Source organism: Streptomyces sp. UF-297 (assembly GCF_058245575.1).
This window is the reverse complement of sequence record NZ_JBSIBZ010000020.1, coordinates 74,729-93,824: the sequence shown is the minus strand read 5'-3', so window position 1 is coordinate 93,824 and position 19,096 is coordinate 74,729. Positions and strand designations below refer to the sequence as shown.

Genomic DNA, 19,096 nt, shown 5'->3' with positions numbered 1-19,096 from the left:
GTGCTCCGGGCCCGCATGCGCGAGGACCTGCGCATCAGCCACGACACCCCTGCGGCCTGAAGGAGGGGGCACGCAGCGTGGCGGTGCCCAACTTGCCCAACTGCACTTCCGGGAAGGGCTTGAGTGCAGTCACCGGGGCCGGGGGAGCGCTGACTGTATGGTCCTGGCGGACCGGTCAGGTTCCTGCAGCCTCCGCGGTCCAGGCAGCGGTGAGCTCGGGGAAGCGGGCCTCTCGCACGTCACGGATCACACGGCTGATCAGGGTGCGGAGTACGGGCCACTGGCTGATCAGCAGCTTCCGGTCGAGGAGTCGAGGAGCTGCTCCAGGCCCTGGCGCGGTTTCCCGGCCAGGACCGTGCGGTTCAGGCTCATCAGTGTCTTGGGGCGGCTCACATCGAAGGAACGCAGCCCCGACCACACCACATGCAGGGGCAGGTCGACCGTGCCGTTGACGGGGGCCGGTCAGGTTTGCCAGCTGGGCGGGCAACTGGTCGGTGTACTGCGCGCAGGACGCCGGCGGCGTTCGGCACCGGGGCGGGAGACGACATCGCGGCCGTGCCCCGATTGTCGTTCGCCGCCACGCGCGATCACCACAGATGTCGCGACAGGCTCCTGCTGTCCCGGCAGCCAATCGCTATGCCTGCGTACGTACGAGCCGTACGCAGGCCCAAGTCGGCTTCTGGCGCTCCGTACGCACGCACATGTTACGCAGACACACGTGCGGCATACCCGCGCCACCGGACTCGGCACGGTCCGACACCGGCTGCGGAGGCCGGCACCCGCGGCCGCTCACCCCAAGCGCCGGCCCTCCGCCCTCAGCGGCGCGAGGGCCGCGGTCACGGTGCGCAGCAGTACACCGGCCTCGGCGCCTGCGCGCGAGCGCAGGTTGACGCCGTAGGCGAGCAGCACCAGTGCCTCGGCGGCGGCCTCGGTCGAGACGTGTGCGGACAGCTGTCCGCGGGCGCGGGCGGTTTCCAGTGCCGCGCACAGTGCGTCGCGCAGCTGCTGGTGGTGCTCGTCCAGCAGGGCGCGGACCGCGGGGGCGGTGTGTTCGGAGCCGCTGTGGGCGTTGACGACCATGCAGCCCAGGCCCGCGTACTCGCCCGAGCAGCGCAGGGTGATCAGCCCGGTGAAGAAGTCGTGGACGGCGGGCAGGCCCCGCTCGTCCGCGGCGAGTTGGCGGAAGGCGGGCTGGGCGCGCAGGCGAAGGTAGCGGCGCAGCGCTGCGAGGTAGAGGTCGTGTTTGCCGCCGAAGGTGGCGTACAGGCTGGAGCGGTTGAGGCCTGTCGTGGTGGCGACGGCCTGGATCGATGTCTGGTCCGCGCCGTGCTGCCAGAACAGCCGCTCGATGCGTTCCAGCGCCGTATCCGGGTCGAAATGCTTGATGTCGGGCACGGTGCACCACCCCCGGTTTCTTGGAATGACGATTTCAAGATAGCCCTTGCCCCGTGGGCCGTTCACCTGTCATCTTGAAACAAGCGTTCCAAGATCTGGCGTTCCCAACACAGGGAAAGGACAGCGGCCGTGAGCCTCAAGGACGAACTGCGCGACCTCTACGACAACGGGCACCGCAAACTCCCCCCGGACATCCTCGACATCATGGACCGCGGCGCCCGCGACCTCGCCGCCTCCGGCCTGGCACACCACGCCCCCGGCGTCGGCGCGCAGGCCCCGCACTTCACCCTCCCCGCCGCCGACGGGAAGCAGATCACCCTTCAGGACCTGCTCGCCGAGGGGCCCGTGGTCCTGACCTTCTACCGCGGCGCCTGGTGCCCGTACTGCAACCTCGCCCTGCGCGCCCTCCAGCAGCACCACGACGCCATCACCGCCCGCGGCGCCCGCCTGGTCGCCGTCTCACCCCAGATCCCCGACGAATCCCTCACCCTGACCGAGAAGGAACAGCTCGCCTTCGACGTCCTCAGCGACCTCGGCTCCCGCACCGCTCACGAGTACGGCATCGCCTTCGACCTCTCCGACGAACTCGGCGCCCTCTACGACCGCCTGGGCTTCGACCTCGAACATGTCAACGCCGGACACGCCCGCACCCTCCCGCTGCCCGCCACCTACGTCATCGACCGCGCCGGCACCATCCGCTGGGCCTTCATCGAAACCGACTACACCGTCCGTGCCGAACCGGCCGACATCCTGGCCGCACTCGACACCCTGGACTGACCTCGACCTGCCCACCCCTCGCGCCCCCTCAACTCCCCGTCCGCACCCGCCCCTTGCGCTGCCAAGCCGTACGCACAACGGTCCCGCACGCGACGCAGCGGCAGCCGGGCCCCGGCCGCAGCTTCACCGCCGCTCCCGGCCAGGGCCAAGCTCATCCGTACGACGGGAGCAGGCCCGGACGACAGCGATCCGGGCCTGCGGGCCTTTGCCTGCAACGGACTGGCCTTCCAGCGGCGGACCTGACCGCGCCCCAGCGCATCCCTCACGCGGCTCCAGCACACCGGCCCGGCGAGACAACGGCGCTCGTCCCAGAAGCCCGATGGCGCTCGCCCCAGAGCCCGACGGCGAACCCGGGGACCGCGCCGGAGTCCCCAAGCGCGTCCAGCAGGGCACCACTGCGCGGGGGTGCAGCTCTCCCCGAGTGAGATCGTCGTGGTGGGTTGTCGCTGCCGGGGGTTGTTTCTGCGGTCGCCGATGCCAGGTCAGTGCTGCCGTTCAGTCGCCTGCTCCAGGCCATTCCTGATCAGTTGCCCGTACTCGTCGTTGCCCAGCGCGCCGATCGTTTCCCGTGCGTGCTGAAGGTGCTCACGAGCACGGTCGAGATCGCCCAGCTTGCGATAGCACTCGCTCAGATTCAGGTGTAGCGAGGGGTACAGCCCGGCCACCGGAAGCGACATCCCGGCCTGCGCGGCCCGCGCATCGGTGATCAGGTCGGCGGCCGCCAGCGCTCGCCGGTCCCAGAGCAGTTCCTCCACCGCGTCGTCCTGCACATCGGCCATCGCGTGCGCCAGCGTGCAACGCTGTAGGGCGTCCCCTTGCTCGCCGCCGATCTCGTCCCACATCTCCGCGAACTGACGGCGAGCGGCCCCCCGCTCGCCGCTGTGGCCGAGCTGTACGACCTGGCCAATCCGGATGATCGTCGGATCCGTGATCAATCGGGACTCCTTCCCGGTGCCATCTCGCGACGGCGGCCGTATCGCCGCTTCTGCGACGCTCCCTACAGAGACGCTCCCTACAGAAGAGCCACCCCCCTACGCTGCGGCCATGAGGCGGCATCTGTGCGTGGTCCTGACCGGGCCGCAGGCCGAGCGGATCGAACGGTGGCGGTACGCCTGGGACCCCGTGACGGCCCGCACCGTTCCGGCGCACGTGACCGTCGCCTATCCCGAGGAGACGGCCGATGAAGCGCTCCTTGTGCGGCGGGCCGAACGCTGCTGCGCCACGACAGCACCCTTCCCGCTGGTCCTGGGCGAGGTCTTCGCCCAGGACGCGGGCCACGGCGGGGTGTTCGTCGCGGTGCACGACACGCACGGAGGATGGGCGCAACTGCGCCGCAAACTGCTGTCCCCGCCCATGACATCCTTGGGTTTCCCCGCCCACGTCACCGTCGCACATCCCCGCACCTGCGGGAACGGCCCGCAGTGCGCTGCCGCGCTGGCGGGACACCGCGCCCAAGGAACCTTCTGGGTACGGGAGCTTCTGTTCACCGAGACCGGCAACGACTCCTTCACCGTCCTCCGGTGCTTCCCGTTCGCATAGCGCAGAGGGGAACGGCTGACCAACTCCGCGACTTACCCATGTCCCCACCCCAGCCGAGGGACCCAACGAACCTGTCCGCGGGCGGACTACCTGGCCCCGTCAGGCAGCCCAACGTTCAGTCCGGCCAGACCGTCATCCCAGCACCAGGCGGCCCGCCCGCCCTCAACAGCCGCCGCACTCGCCCCCCAGCTAGTGGACCGCTCCGTCCACTCCACCACCCCCACTCGGCACGGCAGCCCACACCCCCCGCCGCGCGCAATACCCCGTTGCCCAGCCGACAACCGTTCGACACCATGACGCTCATGCAACGCCATCACCACCCCGGCCCCATCGGGCTGCGTGCCATGCAGGACCTGGCCACTCGCACCTACCCGGCCACCGGCTACCGGCACATAGGCGACCTCACCTGGAACTGGTGCCTGGCCCTGGATCGTGCCGACGACTGCCCGACGGCCGTCTGGACCCAAGGCGAACGGACGCTGGCCTGGGGTTGGTTGGACCTGCCCGGCACGCTCATGCTCCAGGTCGACCCGGACCACCCCGACCTGGCCCACGAGGTCCTCGACTGGGCCGAGCACACCGCATCCGGCCCGCTCACGATCGACGTGGCCGACACCGAACCCCACCTGGTCAAAGCGCTGCGGCAGCGGGGATACACCCCTGCTGACGGCGGTCCGTTCATGACCTGCCTCGACCGCCCCCTCGACGCTCTGCCCGACATTCCCCACCTTTCCGACGGCTACACGATCCGGGCTCAGCAGAGCGCCGCCGACGTGGCCGGCCGCGCGGCCGCACACCGCGCCGCCTTCGGCTCCACCCGTATCACCACCGACCGCCACGCCCGCATGAGAGACACCTGGCCGTACCGTCCCGAGTTCGACCTCATCGTGACCTCACCCGCCGACGAGGCCGTCGCCTACTGCCAGGGCTGGTACGACCCGGCCACCCAGACCGGCACGTTCGAACCCGTCGGCACCCACCCCGACCACCGCCGCCTGGGTCTGGCCCGCGCCGTGTGCACCGCGGTCCTGCACGCCTTCGCCCACGCCGGCGGCCATCGCGCCACCGTCGCCGCCCGCGGCGACGCCGCCTACCCCGCCCCCAAACGCCTCTACGAGTCCCTGGGGTTCACCCCCTACGCCCGCACCCACACCTTCACCCTCAGCTCCGCGAACTGAACACCGCCCTGCATCCCCGGCACGAGCGCCACGAGAGAGCTGCGGCGGCACGACCGGCACAGCCGGGGCGGGGCAACACACCGCGGTACGGGGAGCACCGGCACACCCTCTATACAGCCCACCCACCACACCCCGGCAACAGCACACGAGCCCCCTTTCGCGCAGAGCGCCCAACGCAACAACAACCGGTAGTAGATGGGCCCAACAGCCCGGGACCCGCAGCCGGGCTCTATACCAGCTGCCTCCGCAGCAAGGGGGCGGCGCAGGTATACATCAGAGCTGCGCCTCAACACCGGCCGGATCAGCGCACGTCGTCTGACGCGTGCGATGGCAAGGTGCTGGGGTGCCCTCGTAACTCCGCTATGAGGGCCACCCAGCACCGCGGATAGGTCCCCCGCGCCGTTCCGTTCAGCAGGCATGGGGAGCACGTGGCAGACAATGCGCGTCCGGCCGGGGGCGAGACACGGACCCTTACTGCCAGCACCGCAGCCCCGGGGGCAACTCCACCCACCGACGCGCCGTGCGACGGTCAACCGCCGTCCGCCCGTCACCGATCCGCAGCCCGGCCGCCGCGCAGGCGTAGGCGAGGCTGTTCGCGTCGTAGGGGATGCGGGCCCCTCGCTGCCAGAAGCGGAAATGCCAGTGCGCGGGCGGGGCCGCCTCATCTGGCCGCAGACCGATCTCTTCATGCTCGACGAGCTCGCCGTCGCGGGCCAGGGTGCCCTGCGTGCCGCCCGCGGCGTTGAAGTACACCCCGTAGGCGGCGGTCCCCGCCGATATCGCACGAAGGACGGCGGCATCGCCGGGCATGAACCCTTCTTGCGTGATCACGCAGCCGCCGGGGCTGCCGGGCACACCGGCTACCCCCACGAAGCGCAGGGACGCTTCCACGTCCGTCACGTCGAACGGGACATCCTCCACCGCGGTCTGCCGACACCGCGCCGGGTCCGCGCCGAGCCGCCGGATGACCTCGTCCTCCTCCAGGCCGCGGACGAAAGCGATGCCCAGGCCTTCGGTCCACAACTCCTGCTCGCCGAACGCCCTGATGAGCGCATCCGCCGCACCAAAAGCGGCCCGCTCCTCCTGCGGCAGTGCTACCGCACCCGGCAGGTCGGCCACGAGCGCCGCCAGCGGAGTCGTGAGCAGCAGCCGGCCCGGCGACCACGGACCGGTCTGCGGCATCCAGAGATCGGCCCCGGCGCCGATCAGCGCGCGGATGCTGCCCTCCTCCACGTTGCAGACGGCGTGCCACAGCGGCGTGTGCCCCTCGTCGTCGAGCGCATCGACCCGCGTGACGTGCGGGAGCAGGGCGGCGACGGCCTCCCCGCTGCCCTGCTCCGCCGCCAGATGCAGCGGAGCGGCGTCCTGCCGCGAACAGACCTCGGCCGGTGCACCGCCCGCCAGGCGGGCACGGATCAGTGCCGCATCGCCCCAGTCCCCGTACCGCATCCCCTCCCAGTCGCCCCGCGGCACATAGCGCTGCCGGGCCTGTTCCTGCTCGCGCAGCATCCTGCGCTGGTGCCAGGACAACGGCGGGGCAAGGAAGCCCGCCGGCCCGCCCACCTGGATCGTCGCGAACCGACGTGGCTGGGTGGACGGGTCCGGCGGCTCAAGGCCCGGCCACACCTCCACGGCCCGCGCAGCCGCCGCCCGCAGGGCACCGGCGTCGACGGGCGTACGGGTCTCGGGGACGGACTCGTCCGGCCACTCCACCACCAGCTGCGCCTGACCGGGCGGCGGCAACTGCGCCCAGTACAGGTCGACATCGGTCTTGAACAGCGAGCGCCGGCTCTCGTCCATGCCGGGATCCAGCGGGACCAGCCCGGCCGGCTGCCCCCGCGCCGCGACCGCGTCCTGCACTTCCGCAGGACCGGTCACGGCGACGGGCAGATCCTGCGCCCCGTCCAGCGACGTCACCCGGCGGCCGTCGGCCAGCAACAGCCCCACCCGCAGACCGGACTGCCGGCCTCCCTCGCCGCCCCGCCAGCGGACCGGCCGGTAGACAGCCAGATGCAGCGTGAGCGACCGGGGCCACACCGACCAGCCGACCAGCATCACCTTGGCCGCCGGCCCCGCACCGGCCGACGTGAGCTGCGAGACCAGCACCGGCACGAACCAGTCGACGGGCGGCCGCTGCCCGCCCGCATCCTGTCCGGGCGGGCCCAGCCGGACCAACTCCTCCCGCGACCCGGCCGGTTCCTCCGGTAACACCAGATCATCGAAGAACCCCATGCCCTCAGCGTGGCAGCGGGGTCTGACAGTGAGGATGTAGGCGGCATCGCTCGGGGGTCTGACTCTGGGTCTGACTGGCGCTTCGGCTGCCTGTGCGTTGAATCGTCGGCCCCCGAGGGATGCCACCGCGTGTGCGCGCGGGTGTCCGTGACCTCATAGGAGCTTGGCCACCAGCCTCTTCACTGTCTTGTCCGTCCGCCCGGGCAGCACGCGCCGTTCGCAGGCCTCAGACGGAAGGACGGCAGAGCCGAGCATGACAGCGCCCGAGATAGCGGTGATCGGCGGAATCGACACCCATACGGACGTCCACCAGGCCGCAGTGATCGACTCGGTCGGCCGTCACTTGGACACCCAGTCCTTCGCGACGAACTCGGCCGGATACGAGCAACTGCTGGCCTGGCTCCATTCCCAGGGCGAGGTCGTCGCGGTCGGGATGGAGGGCACCGGAGCCTACGGCGCCGAACTCGCCCGGTTCCTGACCACGAACGGCATCACGGTCGTGGAGGTCGACCGCCCAGACCGCAGGGCCAGGCGGGCTCACGGCAAGTCCGATCCGATCGACGCCTACGCCGCGGCCACCGCGGTCCTGTCCGGCCGGGCGAGCGGAACTCCGAAGAGCCGGGACGGGATCGTGGAAGCGATCCGTGCTCTGCGCGTGGTCCGCAAGAGCGCGGTCAAGGCCAGGACGCAGACCATCAACCAGATCCGCGCTCTGATGGTCACCGCTCCCTCCGCCCTGCGAGACAAGCTGCGTGGACTGTCCACCGGCCTGCTGATCGACACCCTCGCCCGGACCCGGCCGACCGGTGATCTCGCGGACCCGTCCTGCGCGGCCAAGACGGCACTTCGCCGCCTGGCCAGGCGCTACCAGACCCTTCAGCAGGAGATCAAGGAGGCCGACGCGGACCTCGCTCCCCTGGTGACACGGGCGGCACCCAGTCTCGTCGCCCTGCCCGGAGTGGGGACCGAGACTGCCGGCCAACTGCTGATCACCGCAGGAGACAACCCCGACCGGCTCAGATCCGAAGCGTCCTTCGCCCACCTGTGCGCCGCGGCCCCGGTCCCGGCCTCGTCGGGCCGCACCAATCGCCACCGCATCAACCGCGGCGGAGACCGACACGCCAACAGCGCCCTCTACACCATCGTCCTGGTCCGCATGCGGTACGACCAGCGGACACGGGACTACGTGGCCCGACGCACTGCCGAGGGCATGTCCACCAAGGACATCATGCGGTGTCTCAAGAGGTTCGTCGCCCGCGAGATCTACAGGCACCTTGTGAGCACCGGCACCCTGAACGCGACAGGCTTGGCCAGAACCGGATCATGACGCCGACCGGATACCGTCCGAGTCGTGATGGACCCCGCCCACGGGCTTGACGATCTATAGGAGCTTCAACGGGCGGTATCGAAGGCGCCCTTGCACGTGGAAAGCCCCGGTCATCGGCCGCCCGCCTGCGTGAATTGCGCTCATGGTGCGGTCCGTCTGCACCACCCTCGGCTTCGCTCTGCCCCTCGTCGGGGACCGTGTGTCCACCACCGCAACCGACGCGAAGGCCTACCTGGCACTGCCGCGACCGTCAAAGCCCCCGCCCCGGCCTGGGCCATGGCTTGTTCGCGGCGGGGAGGTGTTCGCGGTGGCGAGCTCTCGTGTGGGAAGGGGCGGTGGGCCTGGCCGGTGTCGGGTCAGGGCAGAGTGCGGACCCGGGAGCCTGGCGGCTGCCCGGATGCTGTGCGGCATCCGGACAGCCAGGCGCTGCACGTACCTCTGCCCGGGTCAGGCGAAGCGGGAGCTGGGTACCGGGCCCGGTGAGGACGGGGCCCTGCGGTCGCCGGTGAGCCAGCCGGCCGAGGTGGCCGTGACGAATGCGGCCAGGGCCTGGTCGGAGTCGGGCGGTGTGGCGCCGTCGCCCGGATCGGGGTCCGGGAGGGCGCGGACGATATCGGCGGCGATCTCGGCCTCCGGGCGGGGGTCGGCGGGCTCGGTCCGCGTTCCGTCGTCCGTGACCGCCCAGCGTTCGCCCCAGGGCTCGACCACGGTCTGGCAGAGCAGCGCGCTGACGTCGGCGCTCAACGGCGGGGTGTCCGTCCAGCAGGTGGCGTGCTCGTAGAGGATCTGTCCCTCGGTCCGCTCCAGCAGCGAGCCGGCCAGCTCCTTATCAAGGTCGGCCAGGTCGCCGAGGTCGTACGCCACCACCATCGTCTCGCCGCGGCCCGCGGTGTACGGCTCGGCGGGCAGCCCGAGTACCTCGGCGGCGGCCAGGCCCAGGATCGTGTTGGCGCGGCCGGGCAGCAGGGACACCGAGCGGGGCGCACGCCCGGTCGCGTTCAGTGCCAGCGCGAGCCGGTCCAGGCCGGTGCGGCACAGTGCGAAGCTGTCCTGGAGGTAGGCGTAGCGGCCCGTCATCCCGGCGTCGAAGCCGTACGGGGAGAGGGTGGTCAGGTAGCCGCCGGTCAGCGCGTAGTGCCAGCCCCGCAGGTCGTGGCCGTCCAGCGCACTGCTTTTGGCCGCGAGGTCGGCCCGCCGCACCAGGGTGTTGATCCGGGCGTGTGCCGGGGCCCACCGGTGGTCGTCCGGTGCGGGCAGCCGGGCGACGTGCTCGCGGGCGGTCGCGAGGTCACCGGCGAACAGCGCGTTGTGGACCAGGAGGTAGCGCTCGGGCCATGGGGCCAGCCCGGCGGAGGCGTCCCGTGCGGCGAGCGCGGCCACGGCCTCGGCGTGCCGGTGTTCGTCCTCCAGGGCGGTGACCAGTTCCAGCAGGGGCATCTGCTCGCTGGGGGCCAGCCGCACCGCCTCACGCAGCGGGGCGATGGCGAGGAAGGACAGCCCCTGCTCGATGCACGCGTAGCCGAAGCCGAACAGCGCCCGCAGGTCGGAGGGCTTCTTCGTGAGGGCCTTGGCCGCCTTCTCCAGGTCCTTCACACCCGCCGCCCGGGCGAGTTCGCGCACGACCTGCGCGAGTTCGTCCAGCGGGGCGGTCTCGGCGAGCGGGCGCAGGGACCGCGCGGCGCCCGGTATGTCACGAGCATCCAGCATCCGCCGGGTTTCTTCAAAAGTGTTCTTCATCGGGGGGATCTTCACCCACGGTGTGGGCCGGGTGCAAAAGGGTTTCCGCAGGGCTGGGCCCTCGTACCCGTCGCGGATCGGACGGGGTGACCGGGTTGCGACCGAAGCGAGGTTGCGCAGCGGGCGCAGCGGTACGGAACGCTCCCGCGCCGACTCGGCCCTCTCGCGGGGCGCAGTCCCAGGGATCCCCGGCCTGCCCCGACGGCTCACGGTGCCGCGCCGATCGGCGTCCGCCGTGTCAATGCTGTGCGACCGTCACTGCATATGGGTCACCGCAGCGTGCTCGTGGGATGTGGTGCAGCGGTAGACCTGGAGGGTGTATCCGCGGCCGATGCTGATGGGTGTCGGACAGTTCGGCGAAGGAGAGAGCGGTCGGTCGGAGTCGTCCGTGCCCTCCAGGGGCCGCCAGCTGCCCGAACCGCCGTCCCATTCGGCGCCGTCGATGGTGAGCAGGGGCTGGACGACCGCACCGTGCGAGCAGTCAGGGGGAGGGGGGTCGGGCTGACCGTCTGCTGGGGCAGTGCGCAGACCGGGCTCTGTCGCCGAGGGAAATCGGCAGACGATCACCATCGCTTTCGTTCCTGGCCGGATGGAGCTGGGGGAGGGGCGGCAATTACCTATGCGGCAGATAAGGGACAATGGGGTTCTTGGGGTTTGGAACGGACAGTCCCATGTCCTGGTGGTCCAAGGAGCCGCTCGTCGGCCAGGGCGCCGTCAGTGCCGGCGTCGGCATGTACCAGACCGCTACCGAGGGATGACCGTGGACCACCGACAGGACATGGGCGGTGGGGGACCGGAACACCTTTCCCGGGCCTGGCTCCTCATATGGTTTGTACTGCAATGGCTCGTGCTCCTTGTGGCCCTCGTGCTCACGGTGCTGTGGTACCTCTGCCTGGTCATCGCGAACGCTTTTGTCACGGGCAAGCCCCGTATTGACGTTCTCGGCTGGCTCTATATCGGTCCCCGGCGTCTCGCACGCGAATGGAGCCGGGATCCGAGCCGCTGGGAACAGCATTTCCGGGCTCTGCTGCCCCGGCTGAGGGAAGAGGCGGCCCGGGTGACGTACTCCCCTGGGCGGAAGGTCCGCTACACGCTCCGGGCCCGGCTCAACTATCGGGTGGCCCATACGTGCGCGGACGACGGGAACATACCCGACATCGCCTTCATCGTCCCCGCTCAGCACTATCGCGGATGCGGAGCGGAAGCCGCTCGGCGCATGGCTCAGGCCGACGGCTGGCGGGTCATCTCCCCCGGGGAACGCCTCATGGGCGATATGGCCCCGCCCGATCGCTACGGACTCACGATGGCCACCCCGGATCGGCGGACGAATCCGGCGTCGGCCAACAGCGCAACCCCCGGAAGGTCCTGATGAAATCCACCCAGCTCCTCATCGAGATACCGGACGGATTTCATACCCTCGGTCTCGAAGGCGACGACGCATACCGCTCGGAAAGCATCCGGGAGATGGCGGATCTCGTCTGGTCCGAGGGGACCGACCTGCAGCGCGAGACCATGGCCGCCGTCTACGGAGAAATGGCCCAGACGGCCGCGGAGGACGGCGCGTTCTTCGCCGGTGTCTGTTGCGTAGGCATGGACGACGGACGCATCAGCACGGCATCCGTGATCGCCAGACTCGACGATGCCGAGATAACCGACCCCGACACCGTCGCCGCAGGCCTTGCCGAGGCCCTGTCGCACACGACGACGGAAGTGAATGTGACACGTGTGCCCGCCGGGCCGTGTGTGGTCTCGTTCCATGCCTCGGAATGGACACCTGTCGAGGGCGCCGTGCCACTCAACATCGCCCGGGTGGACACGCAGATACCCGTCAAGGGCCTCGCCCAACTGCTGACGCTCTCCCTCAGTACCCCCTCGCTGCCCGAACTCCCCGTCTACATCAATGTGCTGGCCCTCATCGCCGAATCCGTGACCGTCGTGGAATCCGCATCACGTCCCCCGTGGCCCGCGGGCGGGTTGCATGGGGAGGTAAAGATGACTCTCGTGTTCAGCCATGGAGTCATCCCGCTGATCGCGGTGTCGGCAGGTCATCCGCAGAAGTACTCCTGTGTGACGGTCGTCTTCGTACGTCCCTCTGGCCAGGTACGCATCGGGAACGGTGACCTGTCGGCCAGCGGGCCTGGCTCCGGCGAAGACCGACGGGGACCGGGTCGTCGTGAAAGCCGTCCGCGACGCCGTCGCGGCCAAGCTCACCCATGGGGAACGGCCCTACGCCGCCGTACTGGCTCTGGCGGACCGTCCGGAACTTGCCCCGGACGAAACGAGAGCGCTCGGGGCGCTGCGCGGGGCATCCGCCCGCCTGCGCCGCGGGCTCACCCGGCGCCTGGCCACCCGCGGTTGAGCCACCGGCCCTGGCACTGCCCGCGGACGAGACGCCCCGCCGCGGCCGACGTGATCAAGGCGCTGGCCCTGCCGCAACAGCTCGTTCTCCGGGCCCAGCCCGTGCTGTTGGGGCGTGCCCGGCGGCCGCGCTGCGGGCTCGGTAGACCATGCATCGGCAGCGCCAGGCCCGGGAAGGCGGCCGGGCTGATCGCGTGAGGCATCCCGGATGCTGTGGGTAAGTCGAGCATCCGGGCCATCCCTTAGGGGCGATCCCCGTCCAGAGCCGGGGCCGGGGCTCCTCAGCGCAGAGGATCCGCCGCAACGATGTGACCGCCAGGATGAGTGCCGCTCGGGAACACGCCCGACGCACTCTCCACCACGGGAGTCCGCCCGCATGAAGCCCCGCACCCGCGTCGCTACCGCCGCCCTGCTCGCCGCGCTCAGCACCGCGCCGCTCGCCACCCCGGCCCTCGCCTCGCCCGCCCACAGGCCGACGCTGGTGCAGCAGTCGGCCACCGGACCCGACACCGAGGCCCTGGCCAAGGCCATCGCGGGCCTGCCGGACGCGGACACCTCGGCGGCGCTGATCCGCGTGGGCGGGCACGGCAGTTGGAGGGGGACCGCCGGAGTCCGGGACCTGCGCACCAACGCCCCCGCCCTGGAGCACGCCCGCTTCCGCGCGGGTTCGACCACCAAGGTAGTGACCGCGGCCATCGTCCTCCAGCTCGCCGCCGAGAAGAAGATCGACCTCGATGCGCCCATCTCCCGCTACCTGCCCCGCCTGCTGCCGGCCTCGTTCACCGAGCCGCCCACCGTGCGGCACCTGCTGAACTTCACCAGCGGTCTGCAGCCGGGCGCGAACCTGGGCAACACCACCGAGGAGATGTACGCCAACCGCTTCCGCACACTCACCCCGCAACGGGTCGTCGCCACCGCACTCGCCAAGGGCCCTGCCTTCACACCGGGGAAGCGGCAGGTCTACCAGAACATCGACTACACCGTCCTCGGCCTGCTGATCGAGAAGATGACGGGTGACGACTACGCGCACCAGGCCGCGGTACGGATCTTCCGGCCCACCGGCATGCGGCACACCTATTTCCCGACCGGCCCGGACCCGCGCATCCACGGCCCGCACAACCGCGGCTACGCCGTCCTCGACGGTCGCACCGTCGACGTCACCGAGTGGAACATGTCCGACCGGTGGGCGGCCGGCGACATGATCTCCACCACTGCCGACCTGGAGCGCCTTCTCCTCGCCCTCTTCTCCGGCCGCCTTGTGCCCCAGCCGCAGCTTGCAGAGATGTTCACCGTCCCCGACATCAAGGGGGCGACCTACGGTGCGGCGCTCCAGCGGTTCGTCGTCAACGGCCAGGAGATCTGGGGCAAGACGGGCTCCCGCCCCGGCTACCACACGGTGATCGCCGCCACCCGCTCTTTGACCCGCACCGTGGTCTACTCGGTGAACAGCAAGAGCGCCCGCGAGGACGGCTTCGCCTTGGTGCAGCGCTTCGCCCTGCCGGCCTTCAACCGCTAAGACCCCTCCCCGGACGCCCCCCGGGTGCGGCGCCGGCGCAGCCGCGCACGGAGGCCACGGCCGTCTGCACCACCGTAGACTCGCCCCATGACGGTGATCATCGCAATCCTGTTCGTGGTAATCGGTCTCGTGGTGCTCCTGGACCTCGGCGGCGTCATCCGGCGCCGCTGCGAGAAGGGGCAGCAGGCAGCAGCCCGGTTACACGATGACCTGCACTTCAGTCGTGGCGCGCTGGGGCTGGAACGCCCGTACACGCCCGGCCCGTTCGTCCGCCCGGAATTCTTGCGCGCGCTCGGCCTGCCCATCCTGCTGATCGGCGGCCTGCTGCTCCTGGTGCGTCTCGGCTGAGGGCGCAGCGCACGCGAGGTGCAGCGCCGTTGGCCAAGGGCGTGGATCCGGCCGGAACCGGCTTGCTCCGGGCACCTGGGGTGCCCGCCTGCCGGTTCTGGGCTGACGCTCGTGCCAGGGAGCCTGCCCACCGTCCTGTCGCTGCCGCTTGCCGGGTTGGCCGGCGACTGCCCGCACTGGCCCGCTGTGCCAGTCGGCGTGGCAGCGATGCAGGGGGAGCGGGGGGAAGTTTCGCACGGCTCGGCAGGCTCTCCCACGCCGGTGACTCGGGATACGGCCACGACTTCGGGCGGGCAAGTGTGGGGACAACCGCCCTTCTGCACACCGCTGTTGTGCCGGGGTGCCTTCTGCACCACTACCGATACGTGGCGCTGGTAGCGCCGGAGTTCGCCTGTGGTGGCACCGCCTGGCTCGCCGCGCACTGACATCTGCCGGACAGGCGCCCGCGCGCCGGCGCCGCCCCACGGCCGTGGGCGATGAGGCGGCCAAGGGCTTCGAGCGGTGCCCGGAGCGGCGGGCAGCAACTGAGCCTGTGCTTCGCGGTTCCGCAGTGATGTCAGACCCCGCACATACAGTCCTGGTGATGGGGCTGGTTCCGGGGCCGCCAGCACGGGAGAGCAGCAGCCTCCCTGGTCTGCGCGAGGGTGGTTACGGCCCAATCGGGCGTCCAGGCATCAGCTGAGGGCCAACAGTGCAGCCCGCCAGCCCGGCCCCATCCTGCGGTGCGGCACCGCCTCAGGCAGATTCCGGCATGTTCCACAAGCGGCCGGGATGCTGTCGTGGGGGTGGGGCGAGCACCTGCTCGAAGGCCGCAACGTGGATTCCCCGGGATGCGCCCCCGTGCAGCAACTTCACGGCCGTGCACGGTCTGCCACGGTCCGATCCGCCCGGACAGTAAAGGTGCGATCGCCCCCTCCCTGCGCCGTACCAGAGGTCTCCGGAACATCCCTGACAACCGGACCAACGAGCGTCTCCATCCGGCGCTGCAGGACCCGTTGCGGGCATCAGGCAGGGGACTGGCCCTTGCCCGAGGTGCCAGCACCCTCTAAACTGAACCATATGGTTCAGTGTCTGCTCGATCGCACCTTCTCGGCGCTGGCCGATCCGACACGACGGGAGATTCTGGTCCGCCTCACCCGGGGACCGGCGTCCGTCAGCGAACTGGCCGAGCCCTTCGGCATTACCCTCACCGGCCTGAAGAAGCACGTGCAAGTCCTTGAGGACGCGCGGCTGGTGACGAGCGAGAAGGTCGGACGGACCCGCTACTGCCGCCTCGGGCCGAAGCGCCTGGAGGACGCGGTGCAGTGGATCCAGATGTACCGGCAGGAGTGGGAGCGGCGCCTCGACGGACTCGAGGTGTACCTGGAACGCAACCGGCATCCGAAGCAGAACCAGGAGCAGGAGAAGGGGGCAGGACCATGAGTTACGCACTGCGGGTGGAGCGGGTGTTCCATGCCACCGCCGAGGAGGTCTTCGACGCGTACACCGATGCCGAGGCACAGAAGGTGTGGTTCACCCTCGGGCCGGACGGGCCCGACGGCACCATCGTCGAGATCACCAACGATCTTCGGGTGGGCGGCGAATGGAACGCCGTCTGGGGATCGGACCGCGACCAGCTGTTCCGTGAGCACGGCGTCTATCAAGTGATCGACCGGCCGCGCCGTCTGGTGATGGCCAGCACGGCCTGGTCGCCGCAGGGCGAGGCCATCGAGACGACGGTCGAGGTGACGTTCGAGGATCTGGGCGACAAGACCCTGATGGTCGTGGCACAGAGCGGCTTCCCCACCGAGGAGATCCGCGACTTCCTCGCCGGGCACGCATGGAAGGGCGCCTTCGACCGCATCGAGCGCTACCTCGCCCTGCGCGACTAACTCTCCGCCGTGGCCCTGGCCCCGCCGCCGCGGCACTGGGCGCCCCGGCCCCGAGGCGCAGGCGCCGCCTGAGGCTGCCCTGTGAGCGATCTTCGGGGTCGGGCCGCGGAGACGCCGGCCGGGCAGGGGGTTCCGCACGGCACCGGGGGGAGGGTTGGTGTCCTGCTCCTGGCGCGGTGATCATGTTGGACATGAGTCTTTCGATTGCGCCTGTCATCCCGGCAGGGAGCCTGTCCGCTTCCGTCCAGCCCTCGCTTCTGTCGTCCGATGGCGGGCTGCTGCTGCGGCCCTGGGCGGCGGATGACGTCGCGGTCCTGCTGGGCGCCTTCGAGGACGCGACCATCCGGCGCTGGCACATTCGCCGTATCACCTCGCGGGCGCAAGCCCAGGAGTGGATCGCAGCGGCCGGTCGGCAGTGGCAGGAGGAGCGCGCCGCCCAGTGGGCGATCGTCCACGCAGCCGACGGTGAGATCCTCGGCCGCGTGGCGTTGCGCTGGATGGACCTGTCCCAGGGGCTCGCTGAATGTGCGTACTGGGTGCTGCCCCACGCCCGCGGGCAGGGCGTCGCCCCGCGCTCCCTCATCACGCTGTCCCACTGGGCCTTGAACGAGGCGGGCTTCCACCGCCTGGAACTCGCGCACTCCGACCTGAATGAGGCGTCCTGCCGGGTGGCAGCCAAGGCCGGCTTCGCGCAGGAGGGCGTGCGGCGCAGCGCGCTTCTGCATGCGGACGGCTGGCACGACATGCATCTGCACGCCCGTATTCAGGGCGAGGTCTGAGCCACGGCCCAAGGCTTCAACCCGGCGTGCACGTGACTGCCGCCGCGGCCATCGTTCACTGTTCGAACAGTGCGTTGGGGTGCACGTCCCTCGCTATCAGTGGATTCGGGCGGAACCGGCGCTGTGATCACACCAGTCACCTCAAGGTCATCTCACCCATGACCAGCAGGCATAGGAAAACCCATAGGGTGAGTGAATGTCCGTACGTGAAGTGAGGAAGATGCAGATGGCTCTACCTGCCCATGCGATCGAGGTCGGGACCGAGTCACTGGAGGGGCCGGCACGTAACTCGGTGGGCGGCTGGCCATTCCTCGCCGATGGCCAGGAATGGCCCACGTGTTTTTGCGGCGAGCGCATGGCCCTGTTCTTCCAATTCGACATACCCGCGGACGTGGAGATATTCGGAGGTGACCATCTGCTGGTCTTCCACTGTCGTGTGCACAATGACGCCTCCGAGCCCGAGCTGGCCGATGGCCGCCTCGTACCCGGCTACTGGGACGCTCCTCAGCCGCCCTACCCGCGTCCGTTCTGGCGCGTGCTGCTCCAGCGCGATGTCGCATTGCCGACGACGGAGCCGGAACCGTCCCTGTGCGCTGTGCCGCTGACGCTGCAGCCCTTTGTGGACGCGCCGGACCCGCAAGGGCTCGGAGCCCGGGAGTTCAAGGTGGGCGGTGCACCGTCCTGGGCGCAGGATCCTGAGTCCTACAGGTGCTCGTGCGGCGCCGAGATGGTGTACATCTGCCAGGTGCCGGAAGACATGGAATTCGCCGTTCACCCCGGTCAGCCGGAGCAGCCTTACAGCGTCGATGCCGACACCTATGGGCTGTTTCTCGGCAACGAGGTCTACCTGCTGGCGTGCCCGGCCCACTGCGACCCGGCGGCGGTCTGGCCGGTGAACCAGAACTAACCCCTCTGCATTCATGACCAGGTCCGCCAATGATCCGTGGAGTGATTACGGGACAGGACCAGATAAGGCTGAGCACCTTTTTCCTTGGCGGTGGTCTCTGCCGAGCCGGGAGGGCAATGCGGTGAGACGAATCGCCGTCTGGCCGCCCGCCCGCAGAACGCCCGACCGAAGCCCCAGGCATCCGCCCGGACGCCTGGGGCCTCACGTCACTTCGGCGCCGGGCCGTGGTCAGGGGCCGAACTTCCCGCTCCACCCGCTCACTTCAGTGGCGTCGCCGCGGCGTAGTGTGCGGCGATCTCGTCTGCCGTCGTCAGCCACACGCCAGGGTGCTGGGCAACGTACTCCAGGGCCTGGTGAAGGTACTTGGCGCGGAAGGGCTGGCCGATGACGAAGGGGTGCAGGGCCAGGGCCATCACGCGGCCGCTGCCCGCGGCCTGCGCGTCCGCGTGCAGCTGGTCGAGTTGGTCCTTGACGATCTGGACGAAGTCGGGCCCGGTGAGGCCCTTGCTGACGAACAGGCCGATGTCGTTGAGCTCGACCGAGTACGGGACGCTGAGCAGGCCGGGCTCGTTCAGCCGGTAGGGCTGGTCGTCGTTCGTCCAGTCCAGGACGTACTCGAGGCCGAGTTCCCTGATCAGGCGCGGGGTGTTGTAGGTCTCGGTGAGGGCCGGGCCCATCCAGCCGCGCGGGTGTGTTCCGGTGGTGCGCTCGATGGTGGTGACGACGTCGGTGAGGTAGGCGCGTTCCTCGTCCTCGGTCATGTCCGCCTGGAAGATGGAGTTGTTCTTGCCGTGTGCCAGCCATGCCCAGTTGCGGTCCCGGCCCGCCTGGATGATCTGCGGGTAGCGGTCGCCGACATCGGAGTTGAGGAGCACGCTGGCGCGTATGTCATGGCGGTCCAGGGCATCGAGGGCCCGCCAGAAGCCGACGCGCGGGCCGTAGTCGCGCCAGCCGTAGTTGAGGGGATCGGGGCTCAGGTGAGCCGTGCCCGGGAAGGTGCTGGTGGACGGCTTGTCGACCTCGTAGTGCTCGAGGTTGAGGCCGACGTAGAAGGCGACCTTGGCATCGCCGGGCCACCGGAGGGGCTCGCGCTCGACGATGGGGCTGTAGTCGTAGAGCTGGTTGTCCATGG

Annotated in this window: 18 protein-coding genes and 1 pseudogene; 12 read left to right on the top strand and 7 right to left on the bottom strand. The window is 70.0% G+C overall.

From position 1 onward, the window contains the following. Positions 1-175 precede the first annotated feature (175 nt). A pseudogene (locus AC4IJH_RS14695) lies at positions 176-548 on the bottom strand (hypothetical protein). 241 nt (positions 549-789) lie between these two features. Continuing rightward, positions 790-1,395 carry a TetR/AcrR family transcriptional regulator gene (locus AC4IJH_RS14690; protein ID WP_490852109.1) on the bottom strand — a complete coding sequence of 202 codons (606 nt, stop codon included), beginning with the start codon at positions 1,393-1,395 and terminating at the stop codon, positions 790-792. Between the two features lie 129 nt (positions 1,396-1,524). Between AC4IJH_RS14690 and AC4IJH_RS14685 the strand changes: the two genes are divergently transcribed. Then, a complete protein-coding gene (locus AC4IJH_RS14685; protein ID WP_490852108.1) occupies positions 1,525-2,172 on the top strand; it encodes a peroxiredoxin-like family protein in 648 nt (215 codons plus the stop codon). Positions 2,173-2,654: 482 nt separating this feature from the next. Here AC4IJH_RS14685 and AC4IJH_RS14680 read toward each other — a convergent pair whose 3' ends face one another. Next, entirely contained in the window at positions 2,655-3,107 is a 453-nt protein-coding gene (locus AC4IJH_RS14680) for a hypothetical protein (protein ID WP_490852107.1), read from the bottom strand. 109 nt (positions 3,108-3,216) lie between these two features. On the opposite strand from AC4IJH_RS14680, the gene AC4IJH_RS14675 reads away from it, so the two are divergent. Together AC4IJH_RS14675 and AC4IJH_RS14670 are read left to right on the top strand one after the other, a co-directional pair. Continuing rightward, positions 3,217-3,711 (top strand): 2'-5' RNA ligase family protein, encoded by a 495-nt coding sequence (locus AC4IJH_RS14675; RefSeq protein ID WP_490852106.1) that lies wholly within the window; start codon positions 3,217-3,219, stop codon positions 3,709-3,711. Between the two features lie 293 nt (positions 3,712-4,004). Then, a complete protein-coding gene (locus AC4IJH_RS14670) occupies positions 4,005-4,889 on the top strand; it encodes a GNAT family N-acetyltransferase (RefSeq protein ID WP_490852105.1) in 885 nt (294 codons plus the stop codon). Positions 4,890-5,360: 471 nt separating this feature from the next. On the opposite strand, the gene AC4IJH_RS14665 is transcribed toward AC4IJH_RS14670, so the two are convergent. Continuing rightward, positions 5,361-7,121, bottom strand: coding sequence for an ankyrin repeat domain-containing protein (locus AC4IJH_RS14665; RefSeq protein WP_490852104.1), 1,761 nt, complete (start codon positions 7,119-7,121; stop codon positions 5,361-5,363). Positions 7,122-7,374: 253 nt separating this feature from the next. Here AC4IJH_RS14665 and AC4IJH_RS14660 point away from each other — a divergent pair, with 253 nt between their 5' ends. After that, positions 7,375-8,448, top strand: a complete 1,074-nt coding sequence (locus tag AC4IJH_RS14660) for an IS110 family RNA-guided transposase (protein WP_490852103.1) — start codon at positions 7,375-7,377, stop codon at positions 8,446-8,448. Between the two features lie 447 nt (positions 8,449-8,895). Here AC4IJH_RS14660 and AC4IJH_RS14655 read toward each other — a convergent pair whose 3' ends face one another. Next, complete coding sequence (locus AC4IJH_RS14655; RefSeq protein WP_490852102.1) at positions 8,896-10,185, bottom strand: hypothetical protein; 1,290 nt, start codon at positions 10,183-10,185, stop codon at positions 8,896-8,898. 255 nt (positions 10,186-10,440) lie between these two features. Continuing rightward, positions 10,441-10,755 (bottom strand): hypothetical protein, encoded by a 315-nt coding sequence (locus AC4IJH_RS14650; RefSeq protein WP_490852101.1) that lies wholly within the window; start codon positions 10,753-10,755, stop codon positions 10,441-10,443. A 184-nt stretch (positions 10,756-10,939) separates the two neighbouring features. On the opposite strand from AC4IJH_RS14650, the gene AC4IJH_RS14645 reads away from it, so the two are divergent. The 8 genes from AC4IJH_RS14645 to AC4IJH_RS14610 all read left to right on the top strand — a co-directional run bounded on the left by AC4IJH_RS14645 (position 10,940) and on the right by AC4IJH_RS14610 (position 17,964). Next, on the top strand, positions 10,940-11,554 hold the full coding sequence (locus AC4IJH_RS14645) for a hypothetical protein (RefSeq protein WP_490852100.1): 615 nt from the start codon (positions 10,940-10,942) through the stop codon (positions 11,552-11,554). Continuing rightward, positions 11,554-12,741, top strand: a complete 1,188-nt coding sequence (locus AC4IJH_RS14640) for a hypothetical protein (RefSeq protein WP_490852099.1) — start codon at positions 11,554-11,556, stop codon at positions 12,739-12,741. Before AC4IJH_RS14645 ends, AC4IJH_RS14640 begins: the two co-directional genes overlap by 1 nt. A 178-nt stretch (positions 12,742-12,919) precedes the next feature. Then, a complete protein-coding gene (locus AC4IJH_RS14635; RefSeq protein WP_490852098.1) occupies positions 12,920-14,059 on the top strand; it encodes a serine hydrolase domain-containing protein in 1,140 nt (379 codons plus the stop codon). An 87-nt stretch (positions 14,060-14,146) separates the two neighbouring features. Then, positions 14,147-14,407: a hypothetical protein gene (locus AC4IJH_RS14630; RefSeq protein ID WP_490852097.1), complete on the top strand. Its 261-nt coding sequence runs from the start codon at positions 14,147-14,149 to the stop codon at positions 14,405-14,407. Positions 14,408-15,466: 1,059 nt separating this feature from the next. Then, positions 15,467-15,829, top strand: coding sequence for an ArsR/SmtB family transcription factor (locus AC4IJH_RS14625; protein WP_490852096.1), 363 nt, complete (start codon positions 15,467-15,469; stop codon positions 15,827-15,829). Beyond that, positions 15,826-16,278, top strand: a complete 453-nt coding sequence (locus AC4IJH_RS14620; RefSeq protein ID WP_490852095.1) for an SRPBCC family protein — start codon at positions 15,826-15,828, stop codon at positions 16,276-16,278. Before AC4IJH_RS14625 ends, AC4IJH_RS14620 begins: the two co-directional genes overlap by 4 nt. A 191-nt stretch (positions 16,279-16,469) precedes the next feature. Further along, positions 16,470-17,057, top strand: a complete 588-nt coding sequence (locus AC4IJH_RS14615) for a GNAT family N-acetyltransferase (protein WP_490852094.1) — start codon at positions 16,470-16,472, stop codon at positions 17,055-17,057. Positions 17,058-17,253: 196 nt separating this feature from the next. Continuing rightward, a complete protein-coding gene (locus tag AC4IJH_RS14610; protein WP_490852093.1) occupies positions 17,254-17,964 on the top strand; it encodes a hypothetical protein in 711 nt (236 codons plus the stop codon). 257 nt (positions 17,965-18,221) lie between these two features. On the opposite strand, the gene AC4IJH_RS14605 is transcribed toward AC4IJH_RS14610, so the two are convergent. Further along, entirely contained in the window at positions 18,222-19,094 is an 873-nt protein-coding gene (locus AC4IJH_RS14605; RefSeq protein WP_490852092.1) for a polysaccharide deacetylase family protein, read from the bottom strand. Positions 19,095-19,096 lie beyond the last annotated feature (2 nt).

Excerpts from the sequence above, each read along its gene's own strand:
- AC4IJH_RS14675 (WP_490852106.1), top strand. The coding sequence starts at position 3,217 with ATGAGGCGGCATCTGTGCGTGGTCCTGACCGGGCCGCAGGCCGAGCGG.
- AC4IJH_RS14670 (WP_490852105.1), top strand. The coding sequence starts at position 4,005 with ATGACGCTCATGCAACGCCATCACCACCCCGGCCCCATCGGGCTGCGT.
- AC4IJH_RS14665 (WP_490852104.1), bottom strand. The coding sequence starts at position 7,121 with ATGGGGTTCTTCGATGATCTGGTGTTACCGGAGGAACCGGCCGGGTCG.
- AC4IJH_RS14660 (WP_490852103.1), top strand. The coding sequence starts at position 7,375 with ATGACAGCGCCCGAGATAGCGGTGATCGGCGGAATCGACACCCATACG.
- AC4IJH_RS14655 (WP_490852102.1), bottom strand. The coding sequence starts at position 10,185 with ATGAAGAACACTTTTGAAGAAACCCGGCGGATGCTGGATGCTCGTGAC.
- AC4IJH_RS14650 (WP_490852101.1), bottom strand. The coding sequence starts at position 10,755 with ATGGTGATCGTCTGCCGATTTCCCTCGGCGACAGAGCCCGGTCTGCGC.
- AC4IJH_RS14645 (WP_490852100.1), top strand. The coding sequence starts at position 10,940 with ATGACCGTGGACCACCGACAGGACATGGGCGGTGGGGGACCGGAACAC.
- AC4IJH_RS14640 (WP_490852099.1), top strand. The coding sequence starts at position 11,554 with ATGAAATCCACCCAGCTCCTCATCGAGATACCGGACGGATTTCATACC.
- AC4IJH_RS14635 (WP_490852098.1), top strand. The coding sequence starts at position 12,920 with ATGAAGCCCCGCACCCGCGTCGCTACCGCCGCCCTGCTCGCCGCGCTC.
- AC4IJH_RS14630 (WP_490852097.1), top strand. The coding sequence starts at position 14,147 with ATGACGGTGATCATCGCAATCCTGTTCGTGGTAATCGGTCTCGTGGTG.
- AC4IJH_RS14625 (WP_490852096.1), top strand. The coding sequence starts at position 15,467 with ATGGTTCAGTGTCTGCTCGATCGCACCTTCTCGGCGCTGGCCGATCCG.
- AC4IJH_RS14620 (WP_490852095.1), top strand. The coding sequence starts at position 15,826 with ATGAGTTACGCACTGCGGGTGGAGCGGGTGTTCCATGCCACCGCCGAG.
- AC4IJH_RS14615 (WP_490852094.1), top strand. The coding sequence starts at position 16,470 with ATGAGTCTTTCGATTGCGCCTGTCATCCCGGCAGGGAGCCTGTCCGCT.
- AC4IJH_RS14610 (WP_490852093.1), top strand. The coding sequence starts at position 17,254 with ATGTCCGTACGTGAAGTGAGGAAGATGCAGATGGCTCTACCTGCCCAT.
- AC4IJH_RS14605 (WP_490852092.1), bottom strand. The coding sequence starts at position 19,094 with ATGGACAACCAGCTCTACGACTACAGCCCCATCGTCGAGCGCGAGCCC.